Annotated in this window: 17 protein-coding genes; 3 read left to right on the top strand and 14 right to left on the bottom strand. The window is 33.6% G+C overall.

Going from position 1 to position 17,243, the window contains the following annotated elements:
- Positions 1-2 precede the first annotated feature (2 nt).
- From PTSHG_RS07660 to murA, 3 genes are all read right to left on the bottom strand, one after another.
- Positions 3-932 carry an ABC transporter permease gene (locus PTSHG_RS07660; RefSeq protein WP_019108309.1) on the bottom strand — a complete coding sequence of 310 codons (930 nt, stop codon included), beginning with the start codon at positions 930-932 and terminating at the stop codon, positions 3-5.
- Between the two features lie 64 nt (positions 933-996).
- Positions 997-2,523 (bottom strand): ABC transporter substrate-binding protein, encoded by a 1,527-nt coding sequence (locus PTSHG_RS07655; protein ID WP_019108308.1) that lies wholly within the window; start codon positions 2,521-2,523, stop codon positions 997-999.
- 14 nt (positions 2,524-2,537) lie between these two features.
- Positions 2,538-3,785 (bottom strand): UDP-N-acetylglucosamine 1-carboxyvinyltransferase, encoded by a 1,248-nt coding sequence (gene murA / locus PTSHG_RS07650; RefSeq protein ID WP_019108307.1) that lies wholly within the window; start codon positions 3,783-3,785, stop codon positions 2,538-2,540.
- Positions 3,786-3,941: 156 nt separating this feature from the next.
- On the opposite strand from murA, the gene PTSHG_RS07645 reads away from it, so the two are divergent.
- The gene (locus PTSHG_RS07645; RefSeq protein WP_019108306.1) at positions 3,942-5,096 is read left to right on the top strand and encodes an aminotransferase class I/II-fold pyridoxal phosphate-dependent enzyme; all 1,155 of its coding nucleotides are present in this window, start codon (positions 3,942-3,944) and stop codon (positions 5,094-5,096) included.
- Positions 5,097-5,196: 100 nt separating this feature from the next.
- Here PTSHG_RS07645 and PTSHG_RS07640 read toward each other — a convergent pair whose 3' ends face one another.
- The 10 genes from PTSHG_RS07640 to sdaAB form a co-directional block, all read right to left on the bottom strand.
- Positions 5,197-6,072, bottom strand: coding sequence for a DNA-3-methyladenine glycosylase family protein (locus PTSHG_RS07640; RefSeq protein WP_019108305.1), 876 nt, complete (start codon positions 6,070-6,072; stop codon positions 5,197-5,199).
- A gap of 46 nt (positions 6,073-6,118) precedes the next feature.
- Positions 6,119-6,748, bottom strand: coding sequence for a redox-sensing transcriptional repressor Rex (locus tag PTSHG_RS07635; protein WP_019108304.1), 630 nt, complete (start codon positions 6,746-6,748; stop codon positions 6,119-6,121).
- Between the two features lie 109 nt (positions 6,749-6,857).
- The gene (locus tag PTSHG_RS07630; RefSeq protein ID WP_019108303.1) at positions 6,858-7,040 is read right to left on the bottom strand and encodes a hypothetical protein; all 183 of its coding nucleotides are present in this window, start codon (positions 7,038-7,040) and stop codon (positions 6,858-6,860) included.
- Positions 7,041-7,934 carry an arginine deiminase-related protein gene (locus tag PTSHG_RS07625; protein ID WP_019108302.1) on the bottom strand — a complete coding sequence of 298 codons (894 nt, stop codon included), beginning with the start codon at positions 7,932-7,934 and terminating at the stop codon, positions 7,041-7,043. It abuts the gene before it with no gap.
- 90 nt (positions 7,935-8,024) lie between these two features.
- Entirely contained in the window at positions 8,025-8,858 is an 834-nt protein-coding gene (locus PTSHG_RS07620) for a bifunctional 5,10-methylenetetrahydrofolate dehydrogenase/5,10-methenyltetrahydrofolate cyclohydrolase (RefSeq protein ID WP_019108301.1), read from the bottom strand.
- Complete coding sequence (locus PTSHG_RS07615; RefSeq protein WP_019108300.1) at positions 8,851-9,747, bottom strand: diacylglycerol/lipid kinase family protein; 897 nt, start codon at positions 9,745-9,747, stop codon at positions 8,851-8,853. The genes PTSHG_RS07620 and PTSHG_RS07615 overlap by 8 nt, the downstream gene beginning before the upstream one ends.
- 14 nt (positions 9,748-9,761) lie before the next feature.
- On the bottom strand, positions 9,762-10,496 hold the full coding sequence (gene ymfI, locus PTSHG_RS07610) for an elongation factor P 5-aminopentanone reductase (RefSeq protein WP_019108299.1): 735 nt from the start codon (positions 10,494-10,496) through the stop codon (positions 9,762-9,764).
- 138 nt (positions 10,497-10,634) lie between these two features.
- Positions 10,635-11,873 (bottom strand): dicarboxylate/amino acid:cation symporter, encoded by a 1,239-nt coding sequence (locus PTSHG_RS07605; protein ID WP_019108298.1) that lies wholly within the window; start codon positions 11,871-11,873, stop codon positions 10,635-10,637.
- A 6-nt stretch (positions 11,874-11,879) separates the two neighbouring features.
- Entirely contained in the window at positions 11,880-12,761 is an 882-nt protein-coding gene (sdaAA, locus tag PTSHG_RS07600) for an L-serine ammonia-lyase, iron-sulfur-dependent, subunit alpha (protein ID WP_019108297.1), read from the bottom strand.
- Entirely contained in the window at positions 12,762-13,430 is a 669-nt protein-coding gene (gene sdaAB / locus PTSHG_RS07595) for an L-serine ammonia-lyase, iron-sulfur-dependent subunit beta (protein WP_019108296.1), read from the bottom strand. It abuts the gene before it with no gap.
- 266 nt (positions 13,431-13,696) lie between these two features.
- Here sdaAB and PTSHG_RS07590 point away from each other — a divergent pair, with 266 nt between their 5' ends.
- Together PTSHG_RS07590 and PTSHG_RS07585 are read left to right on the top strand one after the other, a co-directional pair.
- Positions 13,697-15,274, top strand: a complete 1,578-nt coding sequence (locus PTSHG_RS07590; RefSeq protein WP_019108295.1) for an AbgT family transporter — start codon at positions 13,697-13,699, stop codon at positions 15,272-15,274.
- Positions 15,275-15,810: 536 nt separating this feature from the next.
- Positions 15,811-16,065, top strand: a complete 255-nt coding sequence (locus PTSHG_RS07585) for a hypothetical protein (RefSeq protein WP_019108294.1) — start codon at positions 15,811-15,813, stop codon at positions 16,063-16,065.
- 366 nt (positions 16,066-16,431) lie between these two features.
- On the opposite strand, the gene PTSHG_RS07575 is transcribed toward PTSHG_RS07585, so the two are convergent.
- On the bottom strand, positions 16,432-17,142 hold the full coding sequence (locus tag PTSHG_RS07575; RefSeq protein WP_019108292.1) for a radical SAM protein: 711 nt from the start codon (positions 17,140-17,142) through the stop codon (positions 16,432-16,434).
- Positions 17,143-17,243 lie beyond the last annotated feature (101 nt).

Here is a 17,243-nt window from a genome sequence, read left to right as displayed (position 1 = left end):
ACCTACTTGTATTCTGCCTTTATTCTTGGATTTATAAAGCCGTAGAGGATGTCAACAATAATTGAAATCACAGAATAAACTATGGCAATAAGCATTATTGCACCAAGGATTATCGGATAGTCACGAGTTTTTATGGAGTCTACCATTAACCTTCCAATGCCTGGAATAGAAAAAATTGTTTCTGTCAAAATACTTCCACCTAGAAGTCCGCCTGCTTGAAGACCAATGGTTGTTACTACAGGAATCATCGCATTTTTAAGGGCGTGGACAAAAATAATTTTTGGCTTAGAAAGTCCCTTTGCATAGGCAGTCCTGATATAGTCCTTGTCAAGAACATCAAGCATTGCAGATCTTGTCATCCTCATAATTACAGCAGATGATTGAAAGCCCAAGGCAAACCAAGGTAGTATCATGTGTTTTATGGAAGAAAAACCTGAGGCAGGAAAAACTTTTAGCTTTGTTGAAAATACAATTATAAGTAAAAGTCCTGACCAAAAAATTGGCATTGCAAGTCCAATCATGCCAAGGGCTGTAATCATTGAATCAATAAAAGTATTTTTCTTTAATGCTGCTATTACTCCAAAAATTATGCCAAAAATTATTGCGATGACAAGGGCTCCGCCTGCAAGTTTAATTGTAGTCGGAAAAACTCTAAGTAAGGCTTCAGACACCGACCTGCCAGAATGATAACTTGTGCCAAGGTCAAAGTGAAAAATCAAATTTTTTAAGTAGTTTAAATATTGAACCAAAAAAGGCTCATTAAGTCCCAAATTTTCTCTTATGGCATCAACTGCTTCCTTTGTTGCGTTAGGTCCTGCCACTGCGAGAGCAGCGTCTCCTGGCGACAGGTAGAGGAGCAAGAAGACTATAAAGCTCACTCCAAGAAGTGTGGGTATCAATATTAAAAATCTCTTTAATACATATTTAGTCATATCTAATCCTTTCTCTGTAGAAAAGACAAAATTCACCAAAGAAGACCTTGGTGAATTTTAAAAATTATTTTTCTAAAAGTGTTACATCTTTAAGTTCTTGTGGATATTTTGGAAGAAGATCAAGACCTTCTACTCTATTAGAACCAGCAACAAGTGTCTCGCCATAGCAGATATATAGCCATGGATATTCTTCATTAATAAGCTCTTGAGCTCTCTTATAAATATCAGCTCTCTTTGCTTCATCTATTGTTGAAAGACCTTCTTTTATTAAATTATCAAGTTCTTCATTGCCAAAGAATGTGACATTTGGCTCTTTTCCTTTATTTTCAGAATGGAAAGGTTGGAAAAGTTCATAATGTGCATCTACAATTGATGGGTTCCAACTCATGATAAACATATCATGTTCCTTATTTCTAACAGCATCTACAAAGGCACCCCATTCAAGTCTTTCTACGCTAAGTTCAATTCCATAATCCTTTAATTGGTCTTGCATCATAGTTGCAACATTAACTCTTTGTTGGTTGTCAGAAGTATAAATTTTAAGATTTGCTCCCTCTCCAAGACCTGCTGCAGCAAAAAGTTCCTTTGCTTTTTCTTTATTTACTTCATTTGCTTTTAGTGAATCAGCAATAGAATACGTGAAGTTAGGGTTTATTGGACTTGTTGCAAGTTTTCCACTGTTCATGTAGACAGTTTCAAAAATTGTCTTAGTGTCAATTGCATTTACCATAGCTTCCCTGGCTTCTTTCTTATCAAAAGGAGCCTTAGCTACGTTAAATCCAATAAAGTGAATTGAATTATCTAATCTTCTGTAAAGCTTTAAATCTTTATTTTCTTCTATATTTGAAATTTCTGCAGGGTCGATTTTATATGCAAGGTCAACTCCACCACTTTCAAGCTCAATAATTCTTTGTGAAGCTTCTGGTATAACCTTCATTTCGATACCAGAAATACTAGGAGCATCGCCCCAATAATTTCCATTTACAGAAAAAGTTGCGTGGTCATTTTGAATCCACTCATCTAATACAAAAGGTCCTGTTCCCATTGGTGCATTAGTAAGATCTGCTCCACCTTCTACATAGGCTTTAGACACAATAGACACAGCTGGATGTGAAAGTGAATTTAAAAATGCTGCATCTGGTTCACTTAGTTTAAAGGAAAAAGTTAAATCATCTTCTTTGTTATAAGAATTAGCATCAATTTTCCCATAAAAAGATTTATATCTGTCACTTGCTGCTGCTCTTTGAAGAGTAAAAATTACATCATCAACTGTAAGTGGGCTTCCATTGGAGAACTTAACTCCATCTCTAAGTTTAATTTTAAAAGTTTGTGGGTCTGGGTTTTCAATTGATTCTGCAAGTGAATTTACAAGTTCGCCCTTTGCATTTCTCTTTACCAAAGTGTCATAAACTTGAATTAAAATATTTTCTTCATAGTCATCAGAAAGTGCAGTTGGTTCAAGTGTTGTAGTATCTTCTGAAACTGCAACTTTTAAAACTTTACCTTCAGCACTCTTTTCTTCCTTGTTGGAGCAAGCTGTCATAAAAAGTGCAAGAACTAAAAGCATTCCTATAATTATTTTTTTCTTCATTACCATCGTCCTTTCTATATTCTCCTTATATCTGCTCCAAGATTTCTAAATTTCTCTTCGATTTTTTCGTAACCTCTGTCAATGTGATGAATTTCAGAAATTTCTGTTTCTCCTTCGGAAACAAGTCCTGCAAGTATAAGAGCAGCTCCTGCCCTCAAATCAGTTGCAGCAACCTTGGAACCATATAATTTACTTTTACCCAAAAGAATAGCTTCTCTATCTACTACTTTAATTTTTGCACCCATTTTCTTTAGCTCCTCTGCGTGCATAAAGCGATTTTCAAAAACTGTCTCAATAATAGAGGATTGTCCATCAGCTTGAGTTAAAAGCGCCATAAATTGTGCTTGTAAATCTGTTGGAAAACCTGGATGAGGAAGAGTCTTTATTTCAATTGGTTTTATCTCATCATTACCAATTACTCTCACAGTATCATCTTCTTCAATTACCTTTGCCCCAGTTTCTTCTAACTTTGCAATGACTGGTTTTAAGTGAGAAGTGATGATGTTTTCGATTGTGATGTCTCCGCCAGTAATTGCAGCTGCCACCATAAAAGTTCCTGCTTCAATTCTATCTGGTATTACTTGATGAGTGCAGCCACCAAGTTTTTCAACTCCTCTAATTCTAATAGTGGAAGTTCCTGCTCCCATTACCTTAGCACCCATTTTATTTAAAAAGTTTGCTAGGTCAACAATTTCTGGCTCCATTGCACAGTTTTCCATAACAGTTTCGCCTTCAGCTAAAACTGCAGCAGTCATAATATTTTCAGTTGCTCCCACTGATGGGAAGTCCAAGTAAATTCTTTTGCCAACTAATTTGTCACACTCTGCCTTAATCTCGCCGTGAGTCATCTCTATGCTGGCGCCTAGTGCCCTAAAGCCCTTTAAGTGCAAGTCAATTGGCCTTGAGCCAATGTTGCAGCCACCAGGCAGTGAGTTGTAAGCCTTGTTTAATTTGGCAAGAAGTGGTCCCATAACAAGGAATGATGCCCTCATCTTGCTCATGAGTTCGTAATCTGTTTTATAAGAATTAAGTCCACTTGGGTCAATAATAAGTCTACTTCCATCTTTTTTTATCTTAAGACCAAGTTTTCTCAAAACTTCTGTAATTATTTCAACATCTTTAAGAGCTGGAACGTCTTCCAAAATTATTTCTTCTGTGCCAAGAATTGTGGCAGCTAAAATTGGAAGAGCAGCATTTTTTGCACCTGATATTCTAACATTTCCCTTTAAAGGGCCATTTGGTTTTACTAAAATTTTATCCAAAAGGATGCCTCCTATGTTTTTATTTATAACGATTGATATTTTATCTATTATTGATTTTATTATATCATAGACATCTTGAATATTTAAGGAATTTAAAAGACTGCTCTTATTAAAAAAATAATTTATGTTAAAATTAAAAACAAAAGGGAGGCAATTATGAGAGAATTTATTCAAGAAAAATATAAAAACATCAAAGATTCAATTTATTCAACTGACTATTCAAGCATATATCCTGACTTTATAAATTTTGCCTTGGGCGACCCTGACATAAGAACTCATGAGATGATAATAAAGGAAGCTTATGACTCACAAATGAAGGGCTTCACTCACTACGAAGACCCACAAGGCTACTTTGGACTTAGAGAAGAAATTGCCAAGGCATACTGGGAGGACTACAGAGTAAAATGTGACCCAGAAGAAATTTTAATTACCATGTCTGGCACAGAAGCCCTATATATAATTTTAGAGGCAATCTTAAATCCTGGCGACAAAGTCATTGTGCCTTCTCCCTACTTTAGTGTCTACCCTGACCAAATTGAAATGACAAAGGGTCTTCCTGTAATTTATGAAACAAAATTTGAAAATGATTTTAACCTTGAGCCAAGAGAAATTGAAAAATTAATCACTGCAAAAACTAAGGCTATAATAGTTAACACACCTAATAATCCAACGAGCGCTGTCTATAGTGACGATACACTAAAAGAAATTTATGAAATGGCAAAAAAATATAATATTCTTGTAATCTGCGATGACATCTACACAATTTATTCCTACGAGAGTAAATTCAAGCCCATGATTGCCTACAATAAAGAATTTAAAAATGTAATTTCAATTTCATCTATGTCAAAGGACTTTGTCATGACTGGTTGGAGACTTGGTGCCATCCTCGCCCACAAAGACTTAATCAAAGCCATGACCTATATCCACGAGAACATAGTCTATTCAGTGCCAACAATTTGCCAACACGCAGGAGCTCTTGGCATTGCCAATAGAAAAACAATTTGCCCACCCCTTTATGAAGAATACAAGGAGAGGATGTATCTCGCCTACGAGAGGCTAAAAAAATTAAATCATGTAGAAGTCTTAAAACCTAAGGGAACTTTTTATATCTTTCCAAAAATTTCTGTGCCTGGCATGACTACAAAGGAAGTTGTAAGAGAAATTTTAGAAAAGGCTCACGTTAATTTAATTGACGGAGAAGCCTTTGGACCAGCTGGCAAAGGATTTATAAGAATTGCAGTTACAGTTAATAAGGAAAAGATAAATGAAGCCTTCAATAGAATTGAAAATTTAGAAATTTTTAAAAAATAATACTGAACCGAAATTCAGTATAACAAATGCAAAATAAAAGCTCTTAGAGGAATTTTTATAATTTATATTCCTCCAAGAGCTTTTTTATTTTTAATCTTTATTACTTTCCCAACTTGTTTTCTCTGCCGTAGTAAAACAGATATTGATTGGCAAAGCCTGCATTTTTGCCAAAGACTTCACGCCCACGCATTGCTATTTTTGACTTTGGAGTAACTTCTTTTAAATAAAGTTCCTCCATAACTCTCTTTATCCAAACATCAACTGGAAAGGATTCCTTTCTGTCAAAGGCAAAGAGAAGAATGCAATCGGCAACCTTTGGACCAACTCCTGGAAGTTCTTGAAGAGTACGTCTTGCATCTTCAAGCTCCATATTGTCAATTTCATCTATATTTACTCTTCCATCCTTTATTAAATTTGCCGTCTCTACTATTCTCACGTCGCGAAAGCCAACTCTTGCAAATTCACGAAGGTCCTCTGGTCTTGCGAGGGAAAGTTTTTCGGCACTTGGGAAGGAATAATATTTTCTATTTTCGTCTTCTCCGAGATAATCTCCATACATTTCAGATATTTTTTCAATTGATTTTTTTATTCTTGGAATTTGATTATTTGCAGAAATGATAAAGGAAATTATTGTCTCAAACTTATCTTGATTTAAAATTCTTATGCCCTTGCCATAATCTGTTGCATTTTTCATCACTTCGTCCTTGGCAAGTTCTTCAATGACATGTTTGTAGTCGCGTGAAAGGTCAAAGTAATTATAAAAGATTTCATCAAAGGAGTTTTTATCAACTCCCTTTAAGAAAACTTTATCGCCAACTTTTTTTGCATTGGCAACTTTCCCATGCGTTATAAAAGTGAAAGAACCGTCAGCTTCTTCATACCACCTAAAGGCTTGACCACAAGTGAAAATATCTCTTGGTTCAAACTCATTTAATTCACTTATAAGGCAATAATCTTCATCAAAATTTATCTTCATAAAAAAATTTCTCCCATAAATAAAAAACCTATTAATAAATAATAGGTCAGCTAATTTCTTTCATAAAATAAGAAAGCGTTAGAAGAGAATCATTGAGTCTAATATTTTCAACAACTACACCTTCTGGTCCCTTTAAATCGTAGGGGGCAAAATTCCATATTCCCTTAACGCCTGCATCTATAACTTTTTTTGCCACCTCTTGGCAAAACTCCTTAGGCACAGTTATAATTGCAACATCAACTTTCTCATCTCTTATGTATTTTTCCAAGTCCTTCATATTTCTGACTTTGATTCCACTTATATCTTCAATGTTTTCCTTTACATCAAAAAGAGAAATTACATTAAAACCAGAATCCCTAAAACCATTGTACCTTGCAATAGCTTGTCCCAGTCTGCCAGCTCCAATGACAATACTCTTATAAGACTTATCAATGCCAAGAATTTTATCCACTTGCTCCTTTAATGCCTTTGTGTTGTAGCCATAACCTTGTTGACCAAATCCACCAAAGTTATTTAAGTCCTGTCTAATTTGCGATGCGCTAAATCCAGTTAGACCACTTAGCTCTTTGGAAGAAACTCTCTCAACTCCACTGTCGATTAATTCTTTTAAATATCTATGATAAACTGGCATTCTCCTTATAACAGCTTCAGAAATACCCCTTGAATTCTTAGGCAAATCAACACCCCCAATTTGTTTATATTATAACAATCTTTTATCTTTTTGTAAATTAAAGGTAGATTTAAAATTAATAAGTCTTTATAAGAGAAAGACAGGTCCTATAAAGTTACTCGCCTATAAAATATGCAATTACCAAAATTATTGCGGCTGGAACTATAATTAGACTCGATAAAAGCATAAGCAAATTTTCTAAATTTTTTTCTTTCTTATAATTCTCTAACTTCTTTGGAATTTGAAGTCCAAAGCCAAGAGCTATAAGTAGATATGCAAAAGATCTTAATTTATTCATCTAAGCCTCTGTAAAATTTTCTGCAATCATACATCTTATAGAACCGCCACCATACTTTGCTATTGTTCCAACATCAATTGGAAGAAGTTCATCGTATTTTTCAATTGTCTTTTTGTGTTCATCAGTCAATGAATCATAAGCCGCCTTTGAAATCACTAAAATATTTTTATCTTGTCCCTTTAACTCAATGGAGTTTGCTACAAAATTATTGAATTCATCTTCTGAAAGAGAAATTATTTCCTTGCCAGATTCTTGTAAGGACTTTATTACATCCTCTCTATTTTCAATTATTAAATCATCTGCAATTATTGCAAACTTTTCAGCAATCATCATAAGTACATTTGTGTGATAAATATCAATATTCTTATCCTTTGACATAAAATAAACGGGCTTTAGGTTGAAAGTCTTTGCAAATTTTAAAAATTCATCCTTGTCACATCTTTTTGATAGACTAGCATAGGCAATATCATTCCAGCTATCAATTACTATAGCGCCTGTCCCCTCCAAAACTTTACCTTCATTATTTCTAAAATCTACTACTTCCATTTTCTCGAAATCAATAATTTTTTTAAGCTGTGGCAAAATTTTCTCATATTCTTTGTTTCTATTCTCTGCATACATTTCTGAAATGAAAATTTTCCCTGGAAAAGTAACAAATACATTATTTGGGAAAATTGAATCTGGTGTAGTATCGTCAAAATCTTCTATAATATCAACATGAATATTATTTTCACGAAGAATATTAACTGCATCATCAAATTCCTTTAAGGCTTTATTTTTTATTTCATCTTCTGCACTTTCTTTAGGACGCTCTTGGTAAACATTGTCCTTTGCTGTTTCTTTATTAAATTTAAAGGCATAAGGCCTAACTAAAATTACTTTATCTGTTATCATTTTATGCTCCTTTTCTTCATTATAACAAATTTTGAAAAGAAAAAACTCTCCAAAAATTTGGAGAGTCACAAATTTATTAATCGTCTTAACTTAAGCTTCATAAAATTTTATTACATTTTCAATTAAAAGAAGATTTGTAATATTACCTATGCCTCCTGGCACTGGTGAATATGCCTTGATTTTTCCATTGACAGACTTCTCATCAAGGTCGCCACGATATTTTCCATCTTTATTCTTTGATGTGCCAATGTCAATTACAATTGCATCCTTATTAAAATAACTTTCATCCAAAGTTTCTGCTCGTCCCATGGCTGTAAAAATTATTTCTGCATTCTTAGTATGCTTTTTTAAATCCACTGTCCCAAGATGGCAAATTGTAACCGTAGCTAAATCTTTTAACAAAAACATGGCAAGAGGTTTGCCCACGACATTGGAGTGATTAATTATAACGGTGTCTTTACCCTCTAATTCATAGCCATAAAATTTTAAAAGTTCATGAGCCGCTTTAGGTGCAAGAGGAGTAAAACCGCTAACATCTCCACTGTAAACTCTCGCCCTATTTAAAGGATGCATACAATCAACATCTTTTTTTGGCTCAAGAGCAAGAGAAATTTCTTCTTCGTCAAAATTTTCTGGCAGAGGTCTAAAGATAAGTATGCCACCAATTTTTTCATCTTCATTTAATTTTTTTATTCTCTCTATAACTTTGTCTTGACTTACATCTTTTGCAAATTCATTAGAGTAAACTTCAACGCCAAGTTTTTCCGCCGTCTTTTTTATTCCCTTTTCATAAGCAAGACTACCGTAATCATCGCCGACTCTTATAGTAGAAATAATTGGTTTAGATTTTAATTTTTTTACTTTTTCAATTAATTCATGGCTTTTTTTATCAACGTAATTCTTTGCATATAAAATTTCAGTCATTACTAAACTCCTTTGGAAGGTAGACTTCCACAGCTTTCTTTAATATTTTTATTTCAACAGGCAAACTTGGTCCCTTGTCTCCATCAATATCAATGGTAACTTCTTTATCAGATAAAGATGAAATTTTCACTTCTTTTACTGTGAAGTGTATAACATTTTTACCTTCCTCAACTTCTCCTTCTATTGAATCCCTTAATACTTCAAGCCTATCCTTTATGGTGTCCTTTGTTAAAATAAATAAATTTGCCTCGCCACTATTCATCTCTTCATTTTCAGAAGTGAATTCTAGTTTGCCAATTTTATTTGTTAATCCAACTATCAAGTGGTCCACTGAGCCAGAATAATCTCCGCCATCTGACTTTATATGGAGATTATATTCTTCTGATATCCTTAATTTTTCGATTGATTTCCTTATATAGGCAAGTCCTCCAAATTTTGACTTCTCTTCAGAGGAAACTTCGTGGATTGCTTCTGGCACTGCACCTATTGAAGCAAAGAGACTAAAAATTTTATCATTAACTTTCCCCAAGTCAATCTTTTTTGTATTTTTAAAATCAAAAGACTCTAAAGCTTTTTCCTTTTTTTCAGGTATATTTAATTTTTTTGCCAAGAGATTTCCTGTGCCACCTGGCAAGATTAAAAGTTTAGCCTTTGAAGAAATTCTATTCATCCCAAGTAAAACTTCATTTACAGTCCCATCGCCACCATAAACTCCAATGGCATCAAGGTCTTTTGTCTCTTCAACAAACTTTGTGCCATCGCCTGCTTTTTCTGTCTCCTTAATAATAATTTCGTCAAAATATTTTTTAAGCTTTTCTTCAACTTTTCCAATAAACTTTTTTCCACTTTCATTTCCAGAACTCGGATTGTAAATAAATAAAATTTTCATTTAACACCTCTCTATCAATAAATTATCATTCCACCATTAGGAGAAATAATTTGCCCAGTCATATAAGAATTTTTTTCTGAAATCATAAAGGCAACTAGCTCTGCAATTTCTTCTGTCGTGGCAAGTCTCCCCATTGGTATTTCTTCAGATAGAATACATAAATTTTCTTCGCCGATTTCCTTTGTCATTGGTGTATCAACTGCACCTGGAGCAACTGCATTTACTGTTATACCAGAGTAGCCAAGTTCCTGTGCCAGTGCCTTTGTAAGTGCATTTATTGCACCCTTTGTTGCCGAGTAATGACTCTCCATTGAGCCACCTACTATTCCCCATATAGATGACATATTTAAAATTTTCCCTGAATGTTTACTTAACATATAGGGTAGTGCTGCATGAATGGCATTATAGACACCCTTTACATTTACATCAAAAATATTATCCCAAGTTTTTTCGTCAATGTCTTGGAAAAGTGCATAGCTAGAAATTCCTGCATTATTTATAAGTATGTCAACACCCTTAAATCTTTTTGCAACTTCATTAAACATATCTTCCACTTCAGAAAAATTTGTCACATCTGCCTTTATTGCAAGGGAATCTCTACCCATTTCTCTTATTTCCTTTTCTAATTCTTTTGCTTCTTTTTCTGATTTATTGTAATTTATTATAATTCTGTATTCTTCTTTTGCAAGCCTTTTGGCAATATCTCTGCCAATACCTCTTGATGATCCAGTTATAAGTACAGTCTTCATGTCACACCAACCTTTTATCTTATTATACCAAATCTCTTAGTAATCTTTAATTACATAGCCTCTTTAATAATTATTTTATGACGCAAAAAAGCTATGTCCTTCCTTAGACATAGCTTTTTAGGTAAATATGCTTTTTTATTAAATATCTAATCTTGCTTCCTCGTCGAAGTTTTCTTCTGGAATTGGTTTCTTTACAATGTGTTTGTAATAGATTTTTTCAACTGCCATAGAAATAGCGTTATCGCCAGTTACATTGGCTGCTGTACCAAAAGAGTCTTGAGTTAGATATAGTGAAATTAAAATTGTTGCAAGTGTTCCTGATGAATCAACTCCAACTACTGGTAAGAATGGAAGTGCACTCATTACTGCTCCACCAGGTGCTCCTGGTGCTGCTACCATTGCAACTCCTAGGATTGCAATAAATTTAGCTATTAATGTAAATGAATTATCCATATTAAACATAGTTAATAGAGTAAATACACATGATGTCAAAGTAATCATTGACCCAGCTAAGTGAACTGTTGCACAAAGCGGAATACAGAATTCTCTAATTTGTCTTGTTACTCCCATTTTTCTGTTACAAGCAACATTTACTGGAATTGTAGCTGCTGATGATTGAGTTCCAACTGCTGTTAAATAAGCTGGTACTGCTGCTCTCAAACATTTGAAAGGATTTCTTCCTGTATATCCTCCAGCTACTACAAATAGAATTACCATATAAATTAGGTGTAGAGCAATGATACATAAGAATATCTTCCAGAAAATTCCTAAGATTGCAAATACAGAACCTGAATATGATAGGTTACAGAAGTTACCAAAGATAAAGAATGGTAATAGAGGTATAACGAATTTTGATAATACTAAATTTATAATTTCGTTGAATTCGTTAATTCCCTTATAAAAAGTTTCTCCGCTTCCCTTTGCTCTTAATGCTGAAACTGTAAGACCAAGCATAAATGCAAGTACAAGTGCTGCTGTAACATCAATGAAAGCTCCTAGTGGAATTTCAAAGAAAGGTGCAACTTCGTTTGCTGTTGCTTTTTGAACTTGTTCTGCAAGCTCTGGTTTAATAAAACTTGGGAATATTGTTCTTGCCATAGTGTAGGAAAGTGATCCTGCAACTAATGTAGATGCGTAAGCAAGTCCTACTGTAGCACCTAAAAGTTTACCAGCACCTTCAGATAGGTCTGCAATACCCTTAGATACAAAGGCAATAATCATTAATGGAATAATGAAGTTTAAGAACTTTCCAAATAATCCTGAGATTGTGATTGCAATTCTAGTTACTACTGCTGGACAATATTGGCCAACAAGAATACCTAGTGCAATTGCTATTATAAGTCTAGGAATAAGACCTATTTTTTTCTTTTCTTTCATTTTGATTTAATCCTCCTTAATATTCAAAAACTTAGCCCTGATACATTGACCAGTTTTTGTTCCTGCTAGCCCGCCAAGACCAGTCTCCCTAATTGATTCATGTAATAAGTGCCCAACTTCACCCATTGCCTGACAAACTTCGTCAAAAGGTACAATTGATGTTACCCCTGCAAGGGCCATGTCAACTGATATGAAAGAATTCATAACACCTGAGGCATTTCTAAAAGTACATGGATACTCTACAAGTCCTGCTATCGGGTCACAGGCGAGCCCCATTACATTAATAAGTGTAATGCTGGCTGCATTTAGTGCTTCTTCTACGCTTCCACCAAGCATTTCTACTAGAGCAGCTGCTGCCATAGCACTAGCAGAACCACACTCTGCTTGGCATCCACCTTCAGCACCGGCGAATGTTGCATATTTACCAATAATTTGCCCTATTCCTATTGATGTCAAAAGTCCATTTATCAAAGTCTCATCATCTAAACCATACTTATCTCTTGCTGCCATTAAGGCTGCAGGTATAATGCCAGAACTTCCAGCAGTTGGCGCTGCTGCAATAGTCCCCATATTTGCATTGGTTTCAGATGTGGAAAAGGCCATAGCCATAGTCCTAACTAGAAATTTGCTAGTTAAGGGCTCTTTTTCTTTTTGATAGTTGTTCATTTTTTTTGCAAAACCGTCTATCATTTTATATTCAGTATCATAAGTTTTGTCTAGAGTTTCATGAGATGAAGCTTTCATGACATCTAAAATTTCTTGAAGCTTTTTCTTCATCTCTTCTTCAGTCATCTTGAGAGTATTTGTCTCTGCCTTTAAGACTAAATCATAAAAGTGAAGATCTTCACTTTTACATACTTCTATAATTTCTTTAGCAGTATTTAGCATTTAAACCTCCACATATTTTGAAGTTAAATATCTAGAATTATTTAACAATTTATTTTTCAAATTTTCATTGGCATTTTCATCTAGCTCAACAGTTAGAGTTACAATATTAGTAAGCTCATCCTTACTTGTATTTATAGATTCAATATTGTAATTATCATCAGCTAAAGCTGTTGAAACCTCTGCTATAACGCCTTTTTGTTCATTGTATTGGAATAAAAAAGTAGGGAATTTTCCATCAAATTCAACTTTTATTCCATTTATATCAACTATAATCATGTTTCCTCCACCAATAGAGGAGCCAATTACATATTCACTTTTTCCATCTTCATAATTAAATTTTATCTTTACTGTATTGGGATGATACTCTTCTCCTAAATTCATTGGGATAAATTTATAATCTATTCCCCTCTCATCTGCAATTTCGTAAGCATTGCGGATGGAATTATCATAGGTTTTAAAACCCATTATCCCACCTAAAAGAGCCCTATCAGTGCCATGTCCCTTATATGTGTATGCAAAGGATCCATGTAAGTAAAATTCAACACTTTCATAATTGTTAGGACAAATCTTTGCTGCAACTCTTGCTATCTTGCAAGCACCTGCAGTGTGAGATGATGATGGACCAACCATTATAGGTCCAAGAATCTCAAAGGAACTGTATTCTTTCATTGATTGACCTCCCTCTTTCTAGTATATTTTAGCATAAAGTGATAAAATTGTGAATAAAATTTATAGTTCACTATTCCCGTCATTGACAAATTTATAGACATATTAGCTATCATAAATGATTGCATATTGTGTTAGAAAAAGTCATTTAATTTAATCTATTACAGTAATATAAAAAATAGTAATATTCTTAAATAATTGTTGCCAACATAACAAAAATACTATAATATTTAGTAGAGAATATTATTTTATTAATGAGGAGGATTTGAATGAAAGAACAAAACAAAAAAATTAGAGACAAAAATGATGTTGGCGGCTTTCTGAAAGGCGTAGAAAGAATTGGTAATAAATTACCTCACCCTGCCATGATTTTTGCAATACTTAGTGTAATCGTAATCATAGTATCATATTTCGCAGCAAAATCTGGCTTGAGCGTTACATATTTCGACGCAAAAGCTAAAGAAGAAGTAACTAAAGAAGCAGTTTCTTTACTTAACTGGGAAGGTCTTGCTTACATCTTTAACTCTGCAACAGAAAACTTTACAGGCTTTGCTCCACTAGGAACAGTTCTTGTGGCTATGCTCGGTGTTGGTGTTGCTGAAAACAGCGGACTTTTTAATGCAGCTTTGAAAAGGCTTTTATCAAATGTAAACCCTACACTTCTAACTGCAACAGTTGTATTTGCTGGTGTAATGTCAAATATCGCATCTGATGCTGGATACTTAGTAGTAGTTCCACTAGGAGCACTTATATTTGCAAATGCAGGTCGTCACCCACTTGCTGGTATAGCTGCAGCTTTTGCAGGCGTAAGTGGCGGTTTCTCTGCCAACTTAGCTCTAGGTACTACTGACCCACTATTAACAAATATTACAAATGAAGCCCTAAAAGCTGGTGGCATAGACTTGACTCTTGCAGCTACTTGTAACTGGTACTTCCTATTTGTATCAACTTTCTTAATCACAATCGTTGGTACTTTTGTAACTACTAAAATTGTAGAAAAGAACTTGGGAGAATATCACGGTTCTTATAAGGCAGACGAAACACCTGTTACAGATCTTGAAAGAAAAGGTCTTAGAAATGCACTTATAGCACTTATTATATTCTGCGCAATAATGGCATTTTTGATGTTCCCTGCAAACGCACCATTTAGATCTTTTGAAGAATCTAAAAATGCAATGACACTTAAAAACTTCTTAGGTCACGGACTTATACCTGGAATGCTACTACTTTTCATGATTCCTGGTATTGCTTATGGTAAAACTGTTGGAACAATAAAAACTTCCCACGACCTTGTTGATGCAATGACAAAGGCGATGAAGGGCATGGGTGGATACCTTGTACTTGCCTTCTTTGCAGCACAGTTCGTAAAATATTTCGAACAAACAAACTTGGGTCTAATTCTTGCAAAAAACGGAGCAGATTTCTTAGAGTCAATTAACTTAAAGGGCCTTCCACTATTAATTATGTTCATCTTGCTTTCAGCTTTCTTAAACCTATTTATGGGATCAGCTTCTGCAAAATGGGCGATTATGGCTCCAATATTTGTGCCAATGATGTATAATCTTGGACTTTCACCTGCACTTACACAAGTTGCCTACAGAATTGGTGACTCTTCAACAAATATTATCACACCGCTTATGTCTTACTTTGCAATGATCGTAGTATTCATGCAAAAATACGATGAAGACTCTGGGCTTGGAACACTTACATCAATGATGCTTCCATACTCAATGTTCTTCTTGGTTGGTTGGACACTTCTAATGATAGTATGGTACCTAGTTGGACTTCCTGTTGGACCAGATGCACCACTTCATGTGCAAGACATGATAACAATGTTATTTATCTAAAATAAAATATTCTCAAAAATAATCCCGGTGGAAGATTCCATCGGGTATTTTTATTATTTTTAATGTTGACATTAGCTGTTTCTTATGTTATTTTTTTATTGTTAATTTTTAATTAATAGGCGGTTTACATGAATAAAAATTTTAAAAAAGTACAATTATTTTATTCTCCGTTTCTATACTTGCATCATCCATACCTGTTTTTGCACAATCCAAAAATACTGAGGCTCTTCCTGAAATCAATGACTGTGTTAACTTCAAAGAAAAAAATTACAATGGTTCTCTCGCAAATTCAATATTAGAAAAAAACTTTGATGAAGATCTTCTTACAGATGAAGAATCTAAACTATTAGACTACTTAGTATCAAAAGAAACTAAATCCACAGAAGAAAAAGAAGAAATTTTAGAAGTTCTAAAAACTTTTAACGATCCTTATTTAAGAAGTGTAAAAAAGGTTATCTCTGTTGATAAAGCTGGAAAAGCTTTGAATATTGTAATAGATTTAGCCTTATTGGCTACTGGTGAAGGCGGATTAGCAAATGCAGGAATTAAAAAGCTCAAAAAAAATATGGCGTAGAAAAAGCAAAAGAAATAATAGAAAAAAAGTTGTTGCGAAAGTTGTAAAAAAGCTTTCTGACTGGGGTTTAAAAGGAATGCTAGCTCATGCTGGTAGATTCGCTGGAATTATAATAGACAATATTTTTGATCCCGGAATTGCAGTAGCTAAATTTATAGATAACCATCTTGATGCTAATAAAGGGAATGGCTATCTGAATGTTAATGTACCATGGTAAAAAATAAAATTATATTTATTTTATATTTTTTAATATTCATAACTTTTGGATGTATTAATTTATTTTATCCCTTAAATAAATTAATTGTACTCGCGTATAGCTTATTAACTACAATCATTTTAATCAAATGTGAAAGCATGTTTAGATTTAAAATAAATAAAAATATAAAAGACATTGCAATAATTTATATTATTTTAGTTTTGATAGATTTCTTTATAGAAGACTTTATTTCTCCCATGACATCTAACTCACCACAAAATCATGTTTTTATTTTTCTTAGTTCCTTATCTATTTTAACTATTTATAAAATATTAAAATATAATAAGTATGAATGAAAAAAGGCGCTGTTTATCTACAGCGTCTTTTTCAGCCCACACCAAAGTCTGTTATTTCAAATAAAATATCTACATTAAGGTCATCTTCTAAGTATTTATATTTTTCCACGAACCATGCTACAAGCTCATCATCTCTTTTTATATTTGTGGAGTTGTTTATAAAAATATTTACTGTTGCGTGAGAGAATTTTTTTATAATCTCCATGTCCCTATCTATCATTTCTCTTGTCTGACCTTTTATGCCTACCATGACGCAAGGCGAATCAAAATATTTTTTCACTTCTCTATAATCTTTAAAGTCTGCACCCTTTTTTAGGACTCTTTCTCTAAAATCATTGTCAAAAGTTTCTATGCCAGTTTTAAAAGTTATGGGAACTTTAAAAAAGTCTCTCATTTCATCAAGTCTATTTCTATAAATCCAGTGGGCTTCAAAAAATAATCTCTTAATATTTTTTTCTTCTACAATTCTTTTTATTTCTCTAAGAGTATTTTGTGTCAAATCAAAAACCGATGCCGAGTCAATGACTTCTAAGACTCCAAATTCTCCTGTTACATTTTTTAAGACTTCAAGATTTATATCGTCAATTTTTTTATTGTCCACTTCGTTATCCTCTATATAATCACAAAAAGTACACTTGCCCCACTTGCAAGGTTTAGCCTTTAAAAGGACGATTTCTCTTTTTGTCTTATTTGTAATTTTTGAATATCTATTAATAAAATCATCTCCTTTAAGAAATTTCATCTTTTAAAATATCTTAACACAAATATTTTATAAAATTTTTAAAAAATCAAATGTTGACATCTCAACAAGTGTTATTTATACTAAAATTTGTATCATAATAT

It is taken from the genome of Peptoniphilus senegalensis JC140 (assembly GCF_000321025.1).
GTDB classification, from domain to species: domain Bacteria; phylum Bacillota; class Clostridia; order Tissierellales; family Peptoniphilaceae; genus Peptoniphilus_A; species Peptoniphilus_A senegalensis.
This window is presented reverse-complemented; position numbering and strand designations above follow the sequence as displayed.